This window comes from Paenibacillus sp. QJM3NY_38, from assembly GCF_056173265.1.
Genome location: NZ_CM149665.1, coordinates 6,633,603 through 6,656,746, shown reverse-complemented (window position 1 = coordinate 6,656,746; position 23,144 = coordinate 6,633,603). Strand labels below are relative to the sequence as shown.

Annotated in this window: 16 protein-coding genes; 13 read left to right on the top strand and 3 right to left on the bottom strand. The window is 44.1% G+C overall.

The annotated features are described in order from the left end of the window. Window positions 1-164 precede the first annotated feature (164 nt). Window positions 165-2,123 (top strand): GTP-binding protein, encoded by a 1,959-nt coding sequence (locus AC0VZ8_RS31015; protein WP_475485349.1) that lies wholly within the window; start codon window positions 165-167, stop codon window positions 2,121-2,123. A gap of 345 nt (window positions 2,124-2,468) precedes the next feature. Here AC0VZ8_RS31015 and AC0VZ8_RS31010 read toward each other — a convergent pair whose 3' ends face one another. Then, window positions 2,469-3,677 carry an MFS transporter gene (locus tag AC0VZ8_RS31010; protein ID WP_475485348.1) on the bottom strand — a complete coding sequence of 403 codons (1,209 nt, stop codon included), beginning with the start codon at window positions 3,675-3,677 and terminating at the stop codon, window positions 2,469-2,471. A 595-nt stretch (window positions 3,678-4,272) separates the two neighbouring features. Here AC0VZ8_RS31010 and AC0VZ8_RS31005 point away from each other — a divergent pair. Both AC0VZ8_RS31005 and AC0VZ8_RS31000 read left to right on the top strand, forming a co-directional pair. Continuing rightward, window positions 4,273-5,370, top strand: coding sequence for a DNA alkylation repair protein (locus AC0VZ8_RS31005; protein WP_475485347.1), 1,098 nt, complete (start codon window positions 4,273-4,275; stop codon window positions 5,368-5,370). Between the two features lie 631 nt (window positions 5,371-6,001). Then, the gene (locus AC0VZ8_RS31000; RefSeq protein ID WP_475485346.1) at window positions 6,002-8,515 is read left to right on the top strand and encodes a U32 family peptidase; all 2,514 of its coding nucleotides are present in this window, start codon (window positions 6,002-6,004) and stop codon (window positions 8,513-8,515) included. Between the two features lie 56 nt (window positions 8,516-8,571). On the opposite strand, the gene AC0VZ8_RS30995 is transcribed toward AC0VZ8_RS31000, so the two are convergent. Next, on the bottom strand, window positions 8,572-9,618 hold the full coding sequence (locus tag AC0VZ8_RS30995) for an acyltransferase family protein (protein WP_475485345.1): 1,047 nt from the start codon (window positions 9,616-9,618) through the stop codon (window positions 8,572-8,574). Between the two features lie 299 nt (window positions 9,619-9,917). Between AC0VZ8_RS30995 and galU the strand changes: the two genes are divergently transcribed. Beyond that, window positions 9,918-10,790, top strand: coding sequence for a UTP--glucose-1-phosphate uridylyltransferase GalU (gene galU / locus AC0VZ8_RS30990; RefSeq protein ID WP_475485344.1), 873 nt, complete (start codon window positions 9,918-9,920; stop codon window positions 10,788-10,790). A gap of 75 nt (window positions 10,791-10,865) precedes the next feature. Here galU and AC0VZ8_RS30985 read toward each other — a convergent pair whose 3' ends face one another. After that, window positions 10,866-13,325, bottom strand: a complete 2,460-nt coding sequence (locus tag AC0VZ8_RS30985; RefSeq protein ID WP_475487789.1) for a Wzy polymerase domain-containing protein — start codon at window positions 13,323-13,325, stop codon at window positions 10,866-10,868. A 128-nt stretch (window positions 13,326-13,453) separates the two neighbouring features. On the opposite strand from AC0VZ8_RS30985, the gene AC0VZ8_RS30980 reads away from it, so the two are divergent. The 9 genes from AC0VZ8_RS30980 to AC0VZ8_RS30940 all read left to right on the top strand — a co-directional run bounded on the left by AC0VZ8_RS30980 (window position 13,454) and on the right by AC0VZ8_RS30940 (window position 23,116). Further along, a complete protein-coding gene (locus AC0VZ8_RS30980) occupies window positions 13,454-14,257 on the top strand; it encodes an ABC transporter permease (protein WP_475485343.1) in 804 nt (267 codons plus the stop codon). A gap of 11 nt (window positions 14,258-14,268) precedes the next feature. Next, window positions 14,269-15,525 (top strand): ABC transporter ATP-binding protein, encoded by a 1,257-nt coding sequence (locus tag AC0VZ8_RS30975; RefSeq protein ID WP_475485342.1) that lies wholly within the window; start codon window positions 14,269-14,271, stop codon window positions 15,523-15,525. 30 nt (window positions 15,526-15,555) lie between these two features. Further along, window positions 15,556-17,739 (top strand): methyltransferase domain-containing protein, encoded by a 2,184-nt coding sequence (locus AC0VZ8_RS30970; protein WP_475485341.1) that lies wholly within the window; start codon window positions 15,556-15,558, stop codon window positions 17,737-17,739. Between the two features lie 53 nt (window positions 17,740-17,792). Further along, window positions 17,793-18,899 (top strand): glycosyltransferase family protein, encoded by a 1,107-nt coding sequence (locus AC0VZ8_RS30965; protein WP_475485340.1) that lies wholly within the window; start codon window positions 17,793-17,795, stop codon window positions 18,897-18,899. 26 nt (window positions 18,900-18,925) lie between these two features. Beyond that, window positions 18,926-19,645 carry a sugar phosphate nucleotidyltransferase gene (locus AC0VZ8_RS30960; RefSeq protein WP_475485339.1) on the top strand — a complete coding sequence of 240 codons (720 nt, stop codon included), beginning with the start codon at window positions 18,926-18,928 and terminating at the stop codon, window positions 19,643-19,645. Window positions 19,646-19,673: 28 nt separating this feature from the next. Further along, window positions 19,674-20,222 (top strand): dTDP-4-dehydrorhamnose 3,5-epimerase, encoded by a 549-nt coding sequence (rfbC, locus tag AC0VZ8_RS30955; protein WP_475485338.1) that lies wholly within the window; start codon window positions 19,674-19,676, stop codon window positions 20,220-20,222. 9 nt (window positions 20,223-20,231) lie between these two features. Continuing rightward, window positions 20,232-21,254: a dTDP-glucose 4,6-dehydratase gene (rfbB, locus tag AC0VZ8_RS30950; protein WP_475485337.1), complete on the top strand. Its 1,023-nt coding sequence runs from the start codon at window positions 20,232-20,234 to the stop codon at window positions 21,252-21,254. Continuing rightward, window positions 21,251-22,114, top strand: a complete 864-nt coding sequence (gene rfbD / locus AC0VZ8_RS30945; RefSeq protein WP_475485336.1) for a dTDP-4-dehydrorhamnose reductase — start codon at window positions 21,251-21,253, stop codon at window positions 22,112-22,114. Before rfbB ends, rfbD begins: the two co-directional genes overlap by 4 nt. A 78-nt stretch (window positions 22,115-22,192) precedes the next feature. Continuing rightward, window positions 22,193-23,116 carry a glycosyltransferase family 2 protein gene (locus AC0VZ8_RS30940; RefSeq protein WP_475485335.1) on the top strand — a complete coding sequence of 308 codons (924 nt, stop codon included), beginning with the start codon at window positions 22,193-22,195 and terminating at the stop codon, window positions 23,114-23,116. Window positions 23,117-23,144 lie beyond the last annotated feature (28 nt).

Genomic DNA, 23,144 nt, shown 5'->3' with positions numbered 1-23,144 from the left:
CTTGACAATCGACCTTTTTGAACACGCACATATAGAGAAAAGGAGCGACTCTCCCTCGAAAATATAGAACATATGTGCCGCTCATGCGATCTGATATGGTAAAATTAAATCGAGAGAGCAAAGGATATGTAATTAAACCGGCTTACAGAAGAGGGAATAAGCGGATGAAAAAAACGATAGGCATGTTCGCCCATGTGGATGCAGGCAAAACCACGTTGGCGGAGCAGTTGTTATATATGACCGATACGATTCAGGAGCGCGGCCGCGTGGATCATCAGAGTGCTTTTCTTGATCGGCATGACATTGAAAAGGAACGGGGCATCACCGTATTTGCCGATCAGGCCACCATGCATTTTAACGGGTCCACTTATTATTTAATCGATACGCCGGGTCACGTCGATTTCTCGCCGGAGATGGAGCGGGCGATTCAGGTCATGGACGCCGCCGTCGTCGTTATAAGTGCCGTGGAAGGTGTCGAAGGGCATACGGAGACGGTATGGCAGTTATTGCGCAAGCATGGTGTTCCTACGTTCTTGTTTATTAATAAAATCGACCGGGAAGGCGCGGATGTGGCGCGTGTGTTTGCAGAGATTCGGAGTGAGCTTACCGAAGACGTCTGTATGATCACAGAGGAGGATATGCTGCACGAAGGCGTGATGCAATCCTCGGTCATTGAGGCTATCGCGGAGCGGGACGAGAAGCTGCTGGAGCTATATATGGAACAGGGATATGAGGTTTCACGGTGGCTGGATACGATGACCCAGATGGTAAGAAAAGGGCAGCTATTCCCCTGCTTCAGCGGATCAGCTCTGCAGAACGTGGGTGTGTCCCATTTCTTGCATCAGCTGGATCTGCTGACGGTTACGGACTATGATCCCGGGGCTGATTTTGCCGGAAGAGTATATAAGATTCGCCATGACGAACAGGGCGCAAGATTGACCTATATCAAAGCCAAGGGCGGAACGCTGCGGGTGCGCGACGAAATGACTTATTTCTCCGGAACGGAGGCGATCACGGAGAAGGTGACGCATATCCGTTTGATTAATGGGGGGCGCGTGACGAATGTCGATCAGGTGCATGCGGGTGATCTGTTTGTCGCTACGGGTATTTCTTCAGCTGCGGCAGGGGATGGGCTTGGGACTCTGGGTGGTGGCCGGACGGTATATGAGCTTGTACCGACACTGAAGTCGAAGGTGCAATTCGACTCCTCGATTCATCCCAAGGATATGCTGCGCGAATTCCGTCTGCTGGATGCGGAGGATCCTTCCCTGTCTGTGCAGTGGGATGAGCATGCTCAGGCGATCCATATCCATGTGATGGGGATCATTCAGCTTGAAGTGCTGGAACGCATCGTGCTCGAGCGGTTCGGTTACCGGATCACCTTCGGTGAACCGGAGATTCTATATAAAGAGACCATAACGGAGCCGGTTGTGGGCTGTGGTCATTTTGAACCGTTGAAGCATTATGCGGAGGTGCACCTCCGGCTGGAGCCTGGGGAGCGGAACAGCGGCATCGTGTTCGCCAATGCTTGTCATCCCGATGTGCTCCCGGTCAATTATCAGCATCTGGTCGCCCAGCATGTCGGCGAGAGGGATCATCACGGGCTGCTTACAGGCTCACCCGTCACGGACATCAAGATTACCCTGCTGAAGGGGCGGGCGCACAACAAGCATACGCACGGCGGGGATTTCAGGGAAGCCACCTACCGTGCGTTACGCCAAGGGCTGGAGAAGGCAGCCAATATGCTTCTAGAGCCTTACTATCACTTCAAGGTAAAGGTGGATGCCGAGTATATCGGACGGTTGATGTCGGATCTGACCCAGGCGAAGGCAAGCTTCGAGCCGCCGGAAACGGCAGGAAACAAAGTGTCGGTCACAGGATCGGCTCCCGTATCGACCATGATGAATTACAGCATGGAATTAGCCGCCTACACGAAGGGAAGAGGTGCAATATCCCTGGTTTACGGCGGATATGGCCGGTGCCATAACGAGGCCGAGGTCATTGAACGTAAAGGATACGATAAAAATGCGGACCCGGAATACAGCTCCTCTTCGATATTTTGTGCGAAAGGAAGCGGTTATGCGGTGCCGTGGGATGAAGCGGACCGTCATATGCATGTGTAAAGTGGCGGAGGAGAATAGGCGTGCAGGCAAGATGTGCGCGCTAGTGGAATATTCGCCGATTTCATATTGCTCGTGACAAGTTGAATGGTGCAGCAATGAACTGAATGATGTGTAGCGAGGCAGAATGCTGCTGTGAAAGGCAATCATGCGTAAGCGAAGCCGTTATTAGCAGGATTAAATATTAATGACATTAATAATGTAATGAAGTCTGTAGACATTCGAGCGATTAGATTATGAGTTAACGATGTTGGACTATATAAGCACCCCGATGATTCAATTTAAATCCGTAATGAAATACGCACGCGTGATATGAATGACACCCCGCGTGCGCAAAGTAGTGAGACTTTATGAAGAGAGTGTTCCTTTTTCAACGGGCTGCCGGCGCGAAGGCCGCATCGTCCAATAAGTAATGGCGGTTGTAATTAGCATTAGGACGCCTGTCATTAAGAATACCGAGTGAATGTTAAAGATGCCGCTGATCATGCCGCCCGCGAGCGGGCCGGCCATCCCGCCAATCTGGTTGGCTGTCTGGTTGAGGCTAAATGCACGCCCGCGGAACTCGCTTGGCGTATGTTTAACAACAAGGCCGTTGAGTGCCGGGAATACGGCACAGAAGAAGGCGCCGTAAGCAAAGCGGATGGCCGAGAATGCCCAAATGTTGCTGAACAGGATTTGGGCGAGCGATCCAATTCCGCCGGCGAGCAGACCGATCAGCAGCACCTTTTGGAACCCGATTTTATCGGATAAGCGTCCCCAGCGGGCCGCAAACAGGATGCTGGCGATCCCGACGATGGAGAACACAAAGCCGGCAATCATCGAGGTATGTGATGAAGAGCCGCCGATCTGAGCGATATACAGCGGCAGTACGGGCTCGATCGTCATGACGGAGAATTGCGTCAGCACCGTAAGCATGAGCACGGTCAACAGCGCCTTGTTATGTCCGGCGACCTTAAACGTGTTTATGACGGAGACGCGCTCTTTGCTGGGCACGAATTTCTCTTCCTTGACCCAGAATATGACAAGCAGCGTGGCTGCGAAGCACAGCATCCCTGCCAATCCGAATGCCATTCGGTTGCTGAACAGGGAGGCCAGGGTGCCTCCGATCATCGGGCCCATAATGCCGCCGGTTGCGGTTGCCGTGGACATCATGGAGAGGGCGTAGCCGACCTTTTTCTCGGGGGTATTGGTGCCTACAATGGCGATTGCACCCGGGATAAAGCCGGAGAGTAGGCCTTGCAGCAGGCGGAGAATCAGCACCTGATACTCATTCGTGACGAATGCCATCAGAATATAGATGACAAAGAGCACCAGCCCCGCGCGGATAATCATCGGTTTGCGTCCATATTTATCGCCGACGGCTCCCCAGAAGGGAGAGGACAAGGCGCCCGCAAAAAAAGCGGAACTGAACAGCAGTCCCGACCACATTTCCGTATGCTTGGTAACGCCGAGCTCAATCAGAAAAAGCGGGAGAAATGGTATGACCATCGAGAAGCTTGATGAAACGATAAATGAGCCGAACCATAATATCCATAAATTCTTTTTCCAGCTTTCCATGTCTTCTTCATCTCCTGATGTGCGATTTGTTATAATCCTTCGAGCTTCGCCTCCTGTCTTTTGAATGGGGTAATAATGTATGTATTACATTTTTAGAGATAGCAAAAGTATAAACTTCGAGACTTGAGTCCTTGTTCACCGAGAAGCTGCAGGAGTTCCTGCAGCAGAATCCGTCGGTTTATCGTCGGATCTTGGAGAAGGCGCTGCGCTTATCTCGAAAGAAAACTTCCTCTACTTGCGGTCTGTCATCTGTGAAAGTACGTCGATAGACGTTTTTCTGTAGAGATAAGAAAGTTGTTCATGTATACATTGTGACGCCCCAACAACGGGAGGCCGAATTCGGATAAAGCAAAACGCCCCACTAATTTAGCAAACTGGAATGAACCAGACTGCCGCGCTAAAGCGAAAGGCGTGCAACTTCATCCTACACCACAAGTTTTGGATTGGGAAGAGGCGGGGAACGGGGTTAGAGCGGTCGGCGGCTCTTTTGGAGAAGGGTTGGAACCGCCGGGTTATCGCATAAATAAAGGGCTTTCAGGATTCCATGAGACGTGGATACAATATCGTAAAAATTATTTTTCTAGGGAGATCTTATATGAGAGAAACGCTGAAGGATCTATATTCAAATACGTTGTTCCAGCAAGTGACCGACCGGTTGAAGGAGGTTTATCCGGCATTCGATTCGAACCGGTTCATGGAGCTGATTCATAATGAAGCCTGGGGACAGGAGGAGTTCAAGCAGCGCATCCGGCATATTACGCTGGCCTTAACGGACACGCTGCCTGCTTCTTACCCGGAAGCCGTTCAGATTCTGAAGCAGGTAGCCCCGCATTTTAGAGGCGTGGAATATGTGTTCTTCCCTGACTATGTTGAAGTGAACGGGATGGAGGATCTGGAGACCTCGATGGAGGCTTTGGCGGTATTCACGCATTCTTCCACGGCGGAGTTTGCGGTTCGACCTTTTATCATCCAGGATCAGGAACGGATGCTGTCTCAGATGATGACATGGGCACAGTCCGATGACGAGCATCTGCGCCGGTTGGCGAGTGAAGGCTGCAGACCACGCCTGCCTTGGGCGCCGCAGCTGCCGGCCCTGATTAAGGATCCGCGTCCGGCGCTGCCGATTCTGGAGCAGTTGAAAGAGGATCCTTCCTTATACGTTAGAAAAAGCGTCGCCAATCACTTGAACGATATCTCCAAGGATCATCCAGGGCTTGTGCTTGAGATCGCCGCCAAATGGTATGGCAAACATCCGTTAACGGATTGGATCGTACGGCATGCACTGCGTTCGCTCCTTCGGAAGGGGGATATCCGGGCACTAGCTATTTTCGGGTATGAGGAGCTTGAAGAGCTGGCGGGACTTGAGGTGCGCGAGCTGCGGATCAAGCGTTCCGTGATCGCGATGGGGGATGATCTGGAGTTCGCTTTTCAGGTGGTCAACGAAACCGGCAATCCGATGGCGCTCCGCATCGATTATGAGATCGATTATATGAAGGCAAGCGGCAAGCTTGCGCCGAAACGCTATAAATGCTCGGATAAGATCTATGGGCCGGGAATCTGGAAGGTCGAGAAGAAGCAGTCATTTAAACCGATCTCCACGCGTCGTTTCTACTCCGGAGATCACCGTCTTCACATTGTTGTGAACGGCAAGCGGTTGGCGAGCATGGATTTTGTGCTGGAGGGTGCGGAATAAGAGTAGGGGGCGTGATGCAGGACGATGTATTGACAAACTTGAGGGCAGGTCGTGCACTGGCAAACCTATGATGAAGAAATCCTGGAACCAGTTGACGGTTGGGGCGATTCCGTTCCAAAGTTTTGTACATCGTGCGCACGGTGCGTGGTTGTTGGTTGGAGCATTCTTGGATGGCTGTCATCCGCTGAGATGTTAAGGAGGCTCTGACTTCAGGATATGGGGATCAACATGCAGTATCCCAGCTCCCTGATAAAGGAAAGGGGAAGTAATCCCCATATGCAAAAGAAAGAAATAACAACACTAGCCCCGCACGGTGATCATGCGCCAGTAGTAGTCGCTGCGGATGATGTGAGGCAAGCCTTCCGATGGGAGGGCTTGTTTGTTTTTACGAAACAAAGTGCTATGCGGATTATGGCAACACTATCAAAAGTGTGGAAATCAAGTTAGCAGGTAGAAGATAAGCCGGACTTTTGGTAAACTAGATAAGTTGAAAAGCTTTCAAAGTATTTACAAAATCAATTGATATAGATGTCGGACGCCTGTTCTATGAAAATAGAGTATGGCTTGCAGGTTTCAATGAAAGAATAGTAGTACACAGCACGCCGGCTTGAACCGGCCTGGGAGGATATAGATGGACACGAAAGCACTACGAAGAGAAGACGTGGAGCTGCTGGCACCGGCAGGGGATTGGGATTGCATGCGGGCCGCGGTGGCGAATGGGGCGGACGCGATCTTTTTTGGGGTCGAGAAATTTAATGCGCGCGCACGGGCGAACAATTTCCGGATGGACGAGCTGTCCGAGATTATGGCCTTCTTGCACAGTTATGGGGTTAAGGGATTCCTAACCTTTAATATTTTGGTGTTCGAGAACGAACTGGAGGATGCCAAGGAACTGATCGATGCATGCGTGGATGCCGGCGTGGACGCGGTGATCGTGCAGGATTTAGGTTTGGTAAAAATGATTCGCGAGATTTCCCCGGATTTCCCGATCCATGGTTCTACGCAAATGACGATTACGTCGCCGGAGGCCGTTGAGTTCACGAAGCCGTTCAATATGGAACGTGTCGTACTGGGACGCGAGAACAATCTGAAGCAAATCCAGAAGATCGGGGAGCAGGCGAAGCTCCCAATGGAAGTATTCGTGCATGGTGCGCTATGCGTATCCTATTCGGGCCAATGCCTGACTTCCGAAATGTGGGGCGGCCGGTCTGCCAACCGCGGAGAGTGCGCGCAGGCTTGTCGTCTGCCGTACGATCTGATCGTGGATGGCGAGCAGAAGCCAATGGGCGACGTTGCCTACTTGCTCTCACCGAAAGATCTGGCGGCGATCGATCTGATGCCGGAGCTGATTGAAGCGGGCGTGACTTCTTTCAAGATCGAGGGCCGTTTGAAGAGCCCGGAATACGTGGCTAACGTCGTGAGTAAGTACCGGAAGGCGATTGACCGGTATTTTGACGGCGAGGATGCGAGACCGAGCAAGGAAGAGGTGCGTGAGCTGCAGCAGAGCTTCTCCCGCGGCTTCACCCATGGCTTCCTGGATGGAACGAACAATAAAAAGCTCGTCGAGGGTACGTTCCCGAAAAGCCGCGGCGTGTACCTCGGCCGGGTAGAGCAGATTCTGCGTGACGGTGTCGTCTGCAAGCTGGACGCGCCACTGAAGCGCGGGGACGGTATCGTATTCGATGCTGGCGACCCAACGAAAAAAGAAGAAGGCGGACGCGTCTACGACGTACGCCGCAAAGGCGTCAAGCTGGAGGGTGAAGCGCAGGAAGGCTGGATCGTCGATATCGTTCCCGGCCGGAGTGACGTGGACCTGCGAAAACTGCATGTCGGCGACCGGATATGGAAGACGAACGATCCGGCGCTGGATAAGCGCCTCCGTCAGACGTACGAGACGGAGAAGTCGTACCGGGTATTCCCGGTACATGTGCGTGTCAGCGGCCGTCCAGGACAGCCGCTGTCGACCTGGTGGACCGATGTGCAGAAGGGCACGACGGTCCAGGTGGATTCGGAGCTGGAACTGGAGATTGCCCAGAAGCGGCCGCTCAGCCAGGAGATCCTGGAGGAGCAGCTTGGCCGCCTGGGCGGAACGGTGTTCCAGCTTGAGGCACTTGACGTCGACCTGTACGGCGACGTCATCGTGCCGATTCGCGAGCTCAACAGCATCCGCCGCCGTGCGGTGGAGCTGCTCGCTGGCGAGCGGCCGAAGCCGCCCGTGTACGTGAAACGGGCGGTGTCGGTGTATGGCAATGCGGCTGTGCCCGCAGCGCCCGTGGCTCGCGGTGAGGCGAAGCTCACCGCGCTGTGCCGCAGCCTCCCGCAGGTGGAGGCTGCGCTTGCGGCCGGCGTCGAGATGATCTACGCCGACTTCGAGTTCATCAAGCAGTTCCCGGCAGCGGTGGAAGCCGTGCGTGCAGCCGGCAAGCAGATTGCGTTGGCAACGCCGCGCATTCACATGCCGGGTGAGAACGGCTACCATAACAACATCCTGCGCCTCCAGCCGGACGCCGTGCTGGTGCGCAACACCGGTGCGCTGTATTTCTACCTGCGCCACCGGATGGAGAACCCGGGGGCGAAGCATCCCCGGTTGATCGGCGACTTCTCCCTGAACATTGCCAACCACAAGGCGGTTGACCTGTTCGCCGAAGCCGGATGCGACACCGTCACGCCTTCCTATGACCTGAACATCCAGCAGATGGTGGATCTTCTTGGGAAGGCGGACACGTCCAAGATGGAGATCGTCATCCATCAGCATCTGCCGATGTTCCATACGGAGCACTGCGTGTATTGTACGTTCCTCAGCGAAGGAACGGACTTCACGAACTGCGGTCGTCCTTGTGAAGAGAGCCGCGTATCCCTGCAGGACCGGATCGGCATGTCCCATCCGGTACGGGTCGATGAAGGCTGCCGTAACACCGTGTACAACGCCATCGAGCAATCCGGCGCCGAGTACCTGGCCAACTTCATGGAGCTGGGCGTATCCAGCTACCGCGTAGAGTTCCTCGAGGAAACATCGGAGCAGGTCCACGAGGTCATCGATCTCTACAACCGTGCCCTGCGCGGCGAGATTAGCGGCACCCAGGTGTGGAAGAAGCTGAAGGCGACCAACCAGCTTGGCGTAACGCGGGGGCAGTTGGTGAAGTAAGGAAGCAGCACGCGTATTGCGTTTATACCGAGATAATATGAGGGAGTGATGCCAGGTTAGGCATCACTCCTTTTTGCGTCGGAACGCTTCGTTTCAGCTCGTTCATGGCGGTGCTTAGATCGATAATTAAACAGAAAACCGACGTTCGGCTCGACGATCCAACCGAAGCCGCGTTTGATCCAGGACGAGGATAGCAACCAGGTTAAGAGTACGCCGAACAGGATCATCAGCAGCTTGCCTCCCCCGGAACGGAAGGCTTCGAACCAGTTTAGATGCAACATCGTTTTGACGATGAACCCGTGTAGCAAAAAGACGTACATGGTATTAACCCCACGGTCCGTGAAGGCCGTATCCGACTCCGGAATGAGGGAGAGGACGCACAGTCCCATGATGACGGTGAAAGCGTAGGTGATCATACGGTAGAAGCCTGCATACCACGAGTCCAAGCCGAACTCCAGGTAAGGCATCGCCCCGTAGAACCAGTTGGTTGGCAGGATCGGCGATATGACGTACAGCAAGACAAGTCCGGCGGCGAGTAGGATGATCGATAGCAGTTGAAATGGCCGGGCCTTGAAAGCATCCAGCCATTCCCTTTTGAAAACATATCCGATGAGAAAAAAGGGTAGGAAGTACAGCGTGCGCGAAATGCTCGCGTAATAGTCGACATCGATCGAGTACCCGAGCATGATGGACATCGCGAAACAGACGACGAGCGGGTATTTGAGCATCAGCAGGTACGGCAGAAGCATTTTCCACAGCATCATGCTGAACAGGAACCACAGGATCCAATTGGGGTAAAAGTACGTGAAATCGAGCCGATCCAAGCCTTGCATGTAATAGTCGAACAAGGTATAGAGCGTCTCGAATATGAAATACGGCACGACCAGTCCCGACAGCAGGCCGACGTATTGTTTGGGGGAATGAATGCATTTGGCGAAATAACCGGCCGCAAAAATAAACAGCGGCATATGAAACGAGTAAATGAACTGATAGATCGTTCCCATCGCTGCTTCGCCGTTAAACGGCTCGATGAGATGCCCCACGACCACCAACAGGATCAGTATGAATTTGAGGTTATCGAAATAGACGTCTCTCTCTTTCATCAGTAACCAGCTCCTTTGGCTTTTTGGTCCATCGAAGTTTCGTACTAGTATATCGGAGGGGTCTTGGTCATTTCCATGGATAAAATTGGAATGTATGATTTCCAGTTATCGGCCCTACCTTGAAAAAACCGCATCAAAACCAATAAGGTGAAAGAGAAAGGTAACGCGGCCTAAGCGGCTAAACTTACGGACAATAAGTTGCCTGCCTTTGACAAAAACCGATTTTAATCGATGGGTTGGCCGAACTCATGGTACAATGTCATCAATATGTGGAGACTTACGGGAATGGAGAAGATAAGATGAACATTCGTAAAGCGATCATACCCGCCGCTGGACTTGGTACGCGGTTCCTTCCAGCCACGAAAGCGATGCCGAAAGAAATGCTCCCCATTGTGGACAAGCCGACCATTCAGTACATCATCGAGGAAGCGGTTGCTTCCGGCATTGAGGACATTATCATTGTGACGGGTAAGGGGAAGCGGGCGATTGAGGATCATTTTGATTCTTCATTTGAGCTGGAACATAACCTAGCTGAGAAAGGGAAATGGAACCTCCTCGAAGAAGTGCGCAAGCCCTCCAACATGGCAGATATCCATTATATCCGTCAAAAGGAGCCTAAGGGGCTGGGTCATGCCATCTGGTGCGCACGCAAGTTCATTGGAGATGAACCTTTTGCGGTATTGCTAGGCGATGACATTATAGAGTCAGAGACTCCATGTCTCAAGCAGATGATGAAAGTCTACGACACCTACCAATCTGCCATAGTTGGCGTACAGCCAGTTGATTGGAACGAAGTGGACCGTTACGGGATCGTAGATGGACTTCAGAAATCAGATAGAATCTATGAAACATCAAGATTGGTAGAGAAGCCCTACCGTGCCGATGCGCCTTCCAACTTAGCCATCATGGGCCGTTATATTTTGCCGCCGGAAATCTTCGATTTGCTGGAGAATCAGGAGGCTGGAAAGAACGGTGAGATTCAACTGACCGATGCTCTCTCCAACTTAGCTCATCGGAGCCCGATCTATGCGTATCATTTTGACGGGATGCGCCATGATGTCGGCGAGAAGTTGGGATTTATTGAAACCAGCATTCATTATGCATTGCAACGGGAAGATTTGAAAGATGATTTGATTGCATATTTAAGCGGGGTTTTGGCGAAAGTTCGGTAAAAGCGATTTTATAACATAAGAAAAAAAGGGGGCAGTTGGGTAGAAGATTTCTACCACGAACTGCCTCCTTTTTAATTAGAATTGAAGATTAGCAAGTTGTTGAACATTGTCCTTCGCATTAGGATCAACTTGGGTTAGTTTCCCCATAAGGGCATCATCACTCAAGTTTTGTTTTTGTAATGCTGCCAGATACCAACGTACAATTTCCTGTTGGGTTGTCTGCGAGAGATCTTCCTGTATGCCCAGCTTAAGTGCTTCTGATGCTTGCTCCGGTTGATTCAACATGAAGTGCATTTTGCCTGTATGAAGGATCATCTCTGGTGTGTTTTCAAATGAGCGCCCTTGCAATTGTCCTTCCGGTAATGTAGCCAAATGCTGAATACCTTTCTGAACCTTGGTAAATGCTTCGGTTGCTTGCTTGAAGTACTTGTCTTTCGTTGCTGCGTCTCCAGCTCCAAGTGCCTTCATCCCAAGATCATAACCTTTATTGATAATCTGTTCGGACCAGCTAATGTCCCATTTAAATTTATAGGCATTATTGATAAGTACTTCATAGGCTTGCTCCGGTTGCTGTTTCATTTCGTAACTTTCAATTAATCGACTAAGCATAGATTTGTTATATGGTTCAGCTCCTAACGCTTTATTTAGTAGATCAACAGATGCGCTATAAAAATTCTCATCTTGATTTTGCTTATATATTGTCTGATAGAGTGATGCGGTTAACAGTACCGAGTCGGGATGGCTCGGGCGTATGCTCAAGTCTTTATCAAGGGGAGCCTTAATTTCCTCAAATGAAGTGCTAACCTGAACGATTCTGCGTGCTTCCATTCCCGAGTCGGCGGCTTGTACATACCGGATGGATGTAATCATGACAAGAGCAGCGCAAAGCCCGACGATTGCACTATATACACCTCTAGCGGTTGAATCTTTGAGGCTCCATTTTTTCACGGGTTTATTATCCATCACGGCAGCCATTCCGCCAAGTCCCAGGAATACAAGAATTCCCATGAACACATAACTCATGTTAAAGTCCAAAATGCTGTGGATCAGTATCGATAGAACGAGAATGAAATATAGAAAATGGCTGTTGCGCTCTTCTTCATTACCCTTGATATAACCGCGAATATACTTGTAGAAAATATACAGGATAAACGACATGAATATCACGAATCCGACAATTCCGACTTCGATCAAGTACTGTAAAAAGAAGTTATGCGCTTGACGGCTTGTATATGGGTTGTTCTGATACTGCTCATAGAGTGAAGCCCATGCTCCGCCTCCGGCTCCGATGATCGGGTAGTCAGCGAGTACCTTCATGGCGTCTTTATAGAATGTAAAACGTTCCAGAACACTGTGCTGATTAAAGTTAATATTTTCGAGTCGGACGCTGATGTTTTGCGGTAGTATATTTTTCAATCCAGCACCGATGAATAGGAAAATCAGCAGGCCTCCAATTGCAACGGAACCGAGTGGAATCCATAAGCTGGAGGTTTTTCTATCCGACCAATTGCCTAACGACTGTTCAAGTTTGGGAGCAATAAAACTTTGTATGACCCATCCGAGAATTCCTACAATAGCGGAAGCACCAAGCAAAATGCCCCATCCTTTAAGGGCACCAGTGCTGCTAAAGGCTTCATTTAACTTCAACCCCAGCTCTGTTACCGGTTTGGAAATGATTAGTGAAGTTACGCCTGCTATACCGCAGTATAGGATCCACAATAATTGTTTAGCTGGCTTTAGGAATAGGAGTAACAAAACAAATACAACAGGTAACATCACCAGACCGCCCCGAGACAACGTCAAGAGCAGCGATACAATGATGGGTACCAGCATGAAGCTATGAAAGGCTTGCCCGTACCATTTTCGAGATGTCGTAACGAAAAAGACTGCTGCGAAAAGGAATGCCATTAGAAAAGCCGCATAAGTATTGGCGTATTGGAATACGGAAGTGAGACGTAGACCGTTAGAGTCAGTCATGACGGCATGGGTGTATGTGCCATTTAAAACGGTATTGGAAAACCATTTTGCAATGGAACCCGCAGTCTTACCTTGCCCGAACCAATGGAGCAAGCCGAATCCCACTATAAGGTATGAAACCGTCATAATCGTGATTTGAATGATTCGATTCCCCAAATTTTCGCGTAACACGTATAAACCAATAATAAACATAATTGCGTAGATACAATTAATGATGACCATATTCATAGCAAGAACATGGGAGGCGGCGCTAACGAGTGAGAGTATGTAAGTTGCGGGAAGTAAAAGCACACTCACAGCTAGCCAATCTCTTTGATCTTTTAGTTGTATGCTTTTATAGGAATAAGCAATCCAGAGAATTATTAGTAGACAAGCTAAGATAGCAGCCCAGAAAATCGGTTTCTCAAATTCTAGCATTTGTCCATTAAATAGAGCAGTTTGGAACGGCGTCCAAGCTAGGAACAGGATGAAACCTATTTTAAACAACCAAAATTTTGATATATAATGCGTATCTTTTCTCGACGAGGTGTTTTTTTTAACGTATACTGGCTTCGACAACATAAAACCCCCTCTTCTTTCCTATGCAGAGATATTTTATCATGGTTTGGCGAATAGTTTATCGAAATAATATATCGTCGAGTGAAATTGTTTAAAGCCGCCCAACACGCTAGAGAGGAACGTAGAAGATGATTGAGAACTTTAAGATATTTTTAAAGGATATGTATAGATATAGACAGCTAATATTCAGTTTGGCGATAAAGGACTTTAAATCAAAATACCTAGGAAACTATCTGGGTATTACATGGGCATTTATACAGCCTACTTTCATGATATTAATTTATTGGTTTGTTTTTCAGGTCGGCTTTAAAAGCACCCCTGTAGAGGATTTTCCGTTTGTATTATGGCTGATATCCGGACTTATACCATGGTTCTTTTTCGCTGATGCCACAACCAGCGCAATGGGTTCTATAATAGAAAATAGTTATCTTGTTAAGAAGGTTGTTTTTAAAGTAAGTGCTCTCCCCCTAGTTAAAATTATCGGTTCATTATTTATTCATTTATTTTTTGTGTTGGTATTGTTTCTAGTATTCTTTCTGTACGGTTACTCTCCAGATTTATATCACTTACAAGTGTTTTATTATTTATTTTGTACTATTGCTTTGGTTCTGAGCTTATCATGGATTACTTCGTCTCTTGTTATTTTCCTGAAAGATTTTGGCCAAATTATTACAATGCTCTTACAAGTTTTCTATTGGATGACTCCTATTTTTTGGTCATTTAATGTTGTTCCCGAGAGATATCAGATTCTGTTTAAATTCAATCCCTTATTCTATATTATTGAGGGATATAGAGATTCATTGATCCACAAAATAGGATTTTGGCACCATCACTATCAAACCTTATATTTTTGGGGAGTTGTAGCTATTCTCTCCTTAGTAGGTATGTTCCTTTATAAGAAACTCAAGCCACATTTTGCAGATGTTTTATAGGGAGGGAGCGTATGTCTTCAGACATTTCAATCAAGGTAATTAATGTTTCTAAAGTCTATAAACTCTATAATAAGCCAATTGAACGTTTAAAGGAAACTCTTCATTTAAACCGCAAGAGATACCACCAAGAATTTTTTGCACTAGATAATCTGTCATTTGAAGTTAAGAAAGGGGAAACGGTTGGGATTATCGGAAAAAATGGCTCTGGGAAATCAACGCTCTTGAAAATTGTTACAGGGGTTTTGACACCTTCACAAGGAAATGTTTTTGTGAGTGGAAAAATCTCGGCTTTATTAGAGCTCGGAGCCGGGTTTAATCCAGAATTTACGGGGTTGGAGAATATATATTTGAATGGAACCATAATGGGGTTTTCAAAAGAGGAGATGGATGCAAAAGTACAGAATATTTTATTATTCGCAGAAATTGGCGAATTTATTAATCAACCTGTAAAAATGTATTCCAGCGGAATGTTTGCTAGATTGGCCTTTGCAGTCGCCATTAATGTAGATCCAGAAATATTAATTGTAGATGAAGCACTGGCAGTTGGCGATGTGCGTTTTCAAACTAAATGTTTTAATAAGTTTAAGGAGCTGAAAGAAAAAGGGATTACAATATTGTTTGTGAGTCATGATATATACTCAGTAAGGAATTTTTGTGATAGAACTATTTGGATAAATGAGGGGAAATTACAGAAAATCGGAACAACGTTCGAAGTTACCGCAAGTTATGTTGAATATATGAATAATGAAAATCAAGAACAATTAGTAAGTAATGAATTTGTAAAGAATAATTATCAAATGACTGAAACTAAATTTAATCCTATTAATAGATGGGGGAAAAATGTAGGGCTAATCAAATCGGTAACACTTTCAAACTACCTTAATCATGATACAGATTTACTTGAGGCAGGGGAACCTTTTACGATAAAAATATCCGCATTTGTTCCTCCTGAAGTTGATCTCGATACATTTAGTGTAGCCTTTTCTATAAAAAATACAACCGGATTAGATTTAATTGTCTCAACTACCTTTGATAGCGGTGTGAAATTATTTAAGAATAACGATTGTATCATTGAGGCTTCGTTTACACTTCATAACTATTTGAATCAAGGTGACTACATCTTGATTGCTGCACTAGAGGATAGGGTAAGCTCAGTGCCTGAATACTATGATTATATTGAAGGTGCCTTATATTTTAAAGTGAGTTCCAGAAAGCAGTTGTTTGGTCTTTTTAACGTTCCAGTCGAGCAGACTATAAAAGTTCTCTAACTTTAACAATACGATTAAGGAGTAATTGTTATGAGTAATGAAATTATAAATAGTAAAGATTACTGGAACAACAGGTTTATCACGAATTGGGAGGAGAACAGGGGCAGAAGCCAAACAGCATTTTTCGGTCAAGTTGCTCTTGATGCATTTCCGGAATGGCTGATTAAAGAGATTAAGGATAACAGCCTTAGTATAGCTGACGTCGGTTGTGCGGAGGGGGATGCAACTCATATTCTTTCGCAGCAATTCTTCAATTCGGTAGTTGTAGGAATTGATTTTTCAATTGAAGCTATAATTAAAGCTAGATCTCACTACCCCGATATAAAATTCGAAACGGAGGATATTTTTGAGTTTAAACAAGAATATGATGTGATTTTTTCATCTAATACTTTGGAACATTTTAAAGATCCATTAAGCATCATGGAGAAGCTAACAACAAATTGTAATAAATTCATGGTATTACTGCTCCCTTTCCAGGAGGATGCTCCTAGCGACGAGCATTTTTGTACTTTTGATTATAAAAGCTTTCCCATAAGACTTGGGGGGTTCTTACTAGCATATTTTAAGGAAATAGATTGTACAATTTATGAGGATGACTATTGGATGGGGAAGCAAATAGTGCTTATTTATTGTAATGAGGAAACAGTAAATACTAATAACTTTAATATAGAATCAGTGGATGGCAATATAGGCCTAATTAAAGGATTTGAGAATCAGCTCAGCGTTTTAAAAGAGGAGTCGAAAAAAGGGAGAATTAAGTTCGACGAATTACAAGAACAAGTGGATGTTCTCACCCAGGAAAGAGACGCTCTATTTGCTGAGATAAGAGAAAAGTCGAAATTAGTGGAGCTTGAACAACAAAATTCGAAAGATATTGAATTCGAAAACCGATTACTAAGTCAAACGAATCTGAAATTAGAGCAACAGCTAACTCAGATATACCAATCTGACTTTTGGAAAGTTTCCAATATTTATTATAAAATTAGAGATTCTTCTTCATTACGATATGTTCACAAATCAGCTAGAATCATTCGAACTTCAGGAATGAAAACTTTTCTACAGAAAGCTTATAACAAAATGGTTTTAAAGAATAGGAAGCTTCATTCTATAGACCACCATATGCAACTAAGAAGGATAATGAAAAAACATAAAGATAAACCAATTATCGTGTTTCCATACTTAGTTGACTGGAATATCCCCTTGTTTCAAAGGCCTCAACATCTTGCGCTGAAACTGTCAAGTCAAAATTTCCTGTATTTTTACTGTTCTCCCAACAGCTATGATAATGTAAATGGTTTTGAAGAGATTCAAGATAACTGTTATTTAACCAATAGGCTCGATTTGTTGATGGAATTAAACTCAAGAAAGATACTACATCTGTATTCCACTGATATGAACCCTACAAATACGATGATTGATGAATGTCTAAATAAGGGTGATTTGATTTTATATGAATACATAGATGAAATCCATGAAGAACTTTCAGGAGAGGTCCCCGAATATGTATGGGACAAACATAAGCAAATATTAAAAAATGAAAAGTGTATTGTAGTTGCTTCAGCGGACAAGCTTTATAAAGAAGTAAAGGATTTTAGATCTAATAACATGGAAATGGTTACGAATGGTGTTGATTACGATCATTTCAGCAAACAGTTTCAGCCTGAGGATGTTCCTGAAGAAATAAAGAGGATTACAGTTAGTGGAAGACCTGTTATTGGTTATTACGGCGCATTTGCTAGTTGGTTTGATTATGAATTAGTTAAGGAATTGGCAGTGCAAAAACCACAATATGAGATACTTCTGATAGGTTGGAATTATGATGGAACCATGGAAAAATCAGGTTTGGAACAACACGGGAATATTTCTGTCATTGGGCCAGTCGACTATAAGGATTTACCACGTTATGCTTTTTGGTTTGACGTGTCTATTATCCCATTTAAATTAAATGAGATAACAGAATCCACGTCTCCAATTAAACTGTTCGAATACATGGCGCTGGGACATCCGATTGTAGCAACAGATCTACCGGAATGTAGAAAATATGAGTCTGTCTTAATTGCGCAAAACTACGAACAATTCATCGAATTAATTGAACACAGTCTTAACGTTAAGAATGAAGAAACCTATCTTAGTCTTTTGAAAAAAGATGCACTTAATAATACTTGGGACGCTAAAGCAAAAGTCATTACAAAATTATTAAGAGCAAATTTATAATAACAATTGTAGGATTAATATTTCTCACTTTCAATATCGGGAGATGAGATGTTTTGGCCAAATTAAAAATAGCTTATCTGATGCATGTTGATTGGAATTGGATTAAACAACGTCCGCATTTTATTTATGAGGAACTGACAAACTATTTTGATGTAGATTTATTCTATATAAATAAATTTTATGATTCTTCAAATAATGTTGATAACCTTGTGACCTTTAATAAGTTGCACAAAAAGAATATTATAAGAAAATTGCCGTACTCAAGCAGAGTAAAATCTATTAAAAGAATTGAGAACTTTTTAAATTATTATAAGTTTGATGATTTAGAACTGTATGATTTTGTATGGATTACGTCTCCACTGATCCTCGAATACCTCCCGGTAGATAAATTAAAAGGAAAATTTATAGTTTATGATTGTATGGATGACTTTCCTCAATTCTATCCAATTAGGTCTACGAAGCAGGTTAATGCTGAAAGATTAGAATCGGAATTAATTGGTATTTCAGGTATGATTATTGTTTCTTCGGCGTATCTTCGAAATAAGATATGTTCAAAATATAGAGATCAATTAAAGGTGGAACCTTTAATTATAAACAATGGGGTATGCAAAGAATGGATAGAAAATTCAAACAATATAAACACTCTCCCTGTTAAAGACCATATCAATATTATGTATATCGGTACCATTGGGGATTGGTTTGATTTTAGTTCGATCCATACGATTTTGCGGGAATTTTCGAATATTAGAATTTCTTTAGTAGGCCCTGTAGATACTAAAAATATAGAACAGCATCCTCGATTAAGATACTTTGGATCTGTAGATCATAGGTTGTTACCGTTATATGCTAATGAAGCAGATGCATTTATTATGCCGTTTAAAATAAATGAATTAGTAAGATCGGTGGATCCGGTGAAAATTTATGAGTATATTAGCTTTCGTAAACCTGTTATCTCTATTAGTTATAAAGAAATTGAAAAGTTTTATGGTTTCGTAGAGTTATATTCCAATCAAGAAGAACTCATCACTTTAGTACATAAGCTAAACGAGAGTGAAATTCTTATACCTTCATTTCATGAAATTGAGCAGTTTCTTATGCAACATACATGGGATAAAAGAGTAGTAAAGATTGTAGAGGAGTTATTTAGTAATTCTTATTAATTCTGAAATGATGAATCGGAGGTCTTATGAAAGCTGTTATTTTGGCAGGTGGGAACGGATCCAGGCTCTTTCCCTTGACTAAGGTTACCAATAAGCACCTACTCCCTGTGGGTAAGTACCCCATGATTTTTTATCCGATTTATAAACTAAAACAAGCGGGACTTACGGACATCCTAGTTGTTACTGGTAAAGAACACATGGGGGATGTTGTAAACTTGCTTGGAAGTGGACAAGAGATGGGGGTATCGTTCACATATAAAGTGCAGGACGAGGCTCGTGGGATCGCACAAGCTCTCAGCTTGGCAGAACAGTTTATCGGTGAGGATAAAATGGTGGTTATACTTGGTGATAATGTGTTTTCAAATGATATTTCAGAATTTGTTGTTAAGTTTGCGAAACAACAAGTGGGCGCCAAAATCCTTATTCAACAAGTACCAGATCCAAAGAGATACGGTGTACCCGAACTTAAAGATGGACGCATAATTTCTATTGAAGAGAAACCTAACGAGCCTAAATCAAGTTATGCTGTTACCGGAATATATATGTTTGATAACGTTGTATTTGATATCATTAGATCTTTAAAACCTTCAGCTAGGGGTGAAATGGAGATCACTGATGTAAATAATGCATATATTGAACGTGGGGAGCTAACGTTTGAAGTGTTACATGGTTGGTGGACCGATGCTGGGACACATGGTTCACTTGCGAGAGCGAATGAGTTGGCAAGGGATTTCGTACTCGGATAATTTTCAAGAAAATTAAGGGGGTGAAGTTTTGAAGGTAACTCCTCTTAGCTTAAATGGTGCACTTATTTTAGAACCAGAAGTTCATCAAGACCTTCGTGGTTATTTCATGGAAAGCTACAATGAAGCACTATTTCGAAAACATGGAGTGAATAACCAATTTATTCAGGATAATCATTCTTTATCAATTGAAGCTCATGTGCTACGCGGCCTACATTATCAAATATTACCGAAGACACAAGCAAAGTTAGTGCGAGTACTTTCGGGCGCAATTTTTGATGTAATTGTAGATCTTAGGAAAAAATCACCTACTTTCGGCCAATGGGAAAGCGTTATTCTGAGTGAACAGAACAGGCGGCAATTATTAGTGCCAAGAGGCTTTGCCCATGGTTTTTGTACGCTTGTGCCAAATACACAAGTGTTCTATAAGGTAGACGAATACTATTCCCCCAATCACGATTGTGGAATATTATGGAGTGACCCATCGATAGGGATTGTTTGGCCAACATCAAATCCAATTTTATCAGTTAAAGATCAACAACATCCATTGTTACAGGATGCACACATGATTTTTGAGTAGGGGGCTACTATGAAATTACTTATTACTGGTGGTGCAGGTTTTATAGGTAGCAATTTCATAATGTATATGATGAAACATTACCCTAGTTACCACATTATTAATATGGATGCACTCACTTACGCAGGCAACTTGGAAAATCTGGAAAGTGTTCATGATAGGTCTAACTATACCTTTATTAAGGCGAACATTAAGGATAAACATGAAGTTGACAAGGTTTTTCAGCAGGGTTTAGATATGGTTATAAATTTTGCAGCGGAATCCCACGTTGATCGAAGTATACATGAACCTGATGCGTTTGTTAATACGAATATTTTAGGTACTCAAGTATTATTAGACGCTGCAATAAAACATAACGTAAGAAAGTTTATTCATATATCAACGGATGAAGTATATGGCTCCCTCGGTGAGACCGGACTTTTCTCAGAGAAGACTGCATTAGCACCTAACAGCCCCTACTCTGCGAGCAAGGCAGGTAGTGATCTGCTGGTCCGTGCTTATCATGAAACCTTCGGACTTCCAGTGAATATTACTCGTTGTTCTAATAATTATGGTCCTTATCAGTTTCCAGAGAAGTTAATTCCACTTGTGATTTCTCGTGCATTGAACGACGAGCCCATACCTATTTATGGCGATGGTATGAATATTCGTGATTGGCTATATGTCGAGGATCATTGCAGCGCTATCGATTTAGTTATCCAAAAGGGAATTGTTGGGGAAGTTTATAATATTGGTGGTAATAATGAACAAACCAACCTTCATATTGTAAAAACTATTTTAATGGAGCTAGGCAAATCTGAATCCTTAATTATGCATGTCAAGGATCGGCCTGGTCATGATCGCAGGTACGGCATAGACGCTACTAAGATAAAAAAAGAGCTCGGCTGGAAACCAAAGTATAACTTGGAGACGGGAATAAAAGAAACTATTCAATGGTATTCGAACAATAGAGAATGGTGGAACAAAATTCAGTCAGGTGAATACAAAGATTATTTTATGAAACAGTATAATAGCCGAATAGGTGAAGAAAAATGAAAGTTCTTGTAACAGGAGCAGAGGGCCAGCTCGGCTATGATGTTGTTCGCTTTTTCAGAGAACGAGGAACAGAAGTATACGGCTGCGGAAGAGCTGAGATGGATATTACCGATTTGAATCAGTGTAAATCAGTTATCTCAAAATATCAGCCAGAATGTATTATTCACTGTGCTGCTTACACTTCGGTTGATGCAGCAGAGGCAAATATTGATGAAGCATATCTCGTTAATACAGATGGTTCGAGAAATGTCACAATAGCTGCCCAAATGATTGGGGCTAAGTTGGTATACCTGAGTACGGATTATGTATTCGATGGGAGTAATAATGAGCCATATCATGAATACGATAATACGGAGCCTCAAAGTATTTATGGGAAATCCAAACGTGCGGGAGAATTACTTGTTCAAAATTTATCTACTCGATGGTTTATTGTGAGAACCTCTTGGGTATTTGGTTCGAACGGTACCAACTTTGTGAAATCCATTTTGAAACTAGGACAGGAGAAATCATCATTGCAAGTTGTGAATGATCAACAAGGCTCGCCAACATATACACTGGACCTAGCTCGATTTCTTCATGAACTTGTTCATACTGAGAAATATGGAATATACCATGCATCAAATTATGGCGCCTGTACTTGGTATGAATTTGCTAAAGTGATTTTTAGTGAGGCCAACAATATACGTGATACAGAGATAACTGCAATGCTAGAACCCTGCACAACAGAGCAGTTTCCAAGACCCGCAAAACGCCCAAAATATTCTGTGATGGATAATATTGCGATCCGAACAAATGGCTTTCAGGTATTAAGACCCTGGGAAGAAGCAGTGCGTGATTATATAGTTCATATGAGAACCTGATTTCACTATTTGAAAGCCTGATCCCATAGATCAAGGCTTTTTTATATAATTAAATTAAGGAGATCAAAACTTATTACTATGGAAAAAGTACAAGTGCTTATGTCTAGTTATAATGGAGAGCATTATATTGAGGAGCAACTAGAAAGTATTATTCATCAAACTCATTCAAATATGTCAATATTAATTAGAGATGATGGATCGACAGACAACACCATAAAGTGCATAGAACAGTTTAGAATGGATCAGTTTGAGAATATTGTTGTTTATAAACAGGATAATATGGGCGTTGTGAAAAGTTTCTTTGATTTATTGTATAGGTCAGATGATGATTCCGATTACTACTGTTTATGTGATCAAGATGATGTTTGGAAGACTCATAAGGTTGAATCGGCTTTGAAATTATTGAAACCTTTAGACGGTAAACCCGCTATGGTATTTACATCGACCGAGCTAGTAGATCAAGCATTAAATATTCAAGGTATATGGCCAATGGCCCCTGCTAAACCACCTTCTTTTTATAATGCAATCATTCAAAATATAGCCGTTGGGGCAACAATTATCCTTAACAAGGCAGCAAGGGATAAATTTGTAAACGGGCCAAGAGTTAATGCTGAAGAAGTCATTATGCATGATTGGTGGCTATATCTCATGGTTTCAGCATTTGGATATACAATCTATGACAAGCAACCATCAATGTTATATCGTCAACATGATAATAACGTAGTTGGTGGCACTAATTCACCGTTAGGAAATATTAAGCGGAAATACAGGAGTTTTATGAAACATAGGGGGAAACATTTATTACAGCGTCAAGCAGAAGAATTTAAAAGGGTATATGGCAATCAGTTGGATAATGAAAAGAAGTATCAACTTGAGATTTTCCTCTCCCCTAGAAAGCATCTATTTCAAAAAATGAAGTTTTTGATGGAAAGTAAATTGTTTCGTCAGTCTGTTCTGGAACAACTTCTTTTTAGGATTCTAGTTCTGACGGGTTACATATAGATTTTTTAGTAGTAGTATATAATCCTCG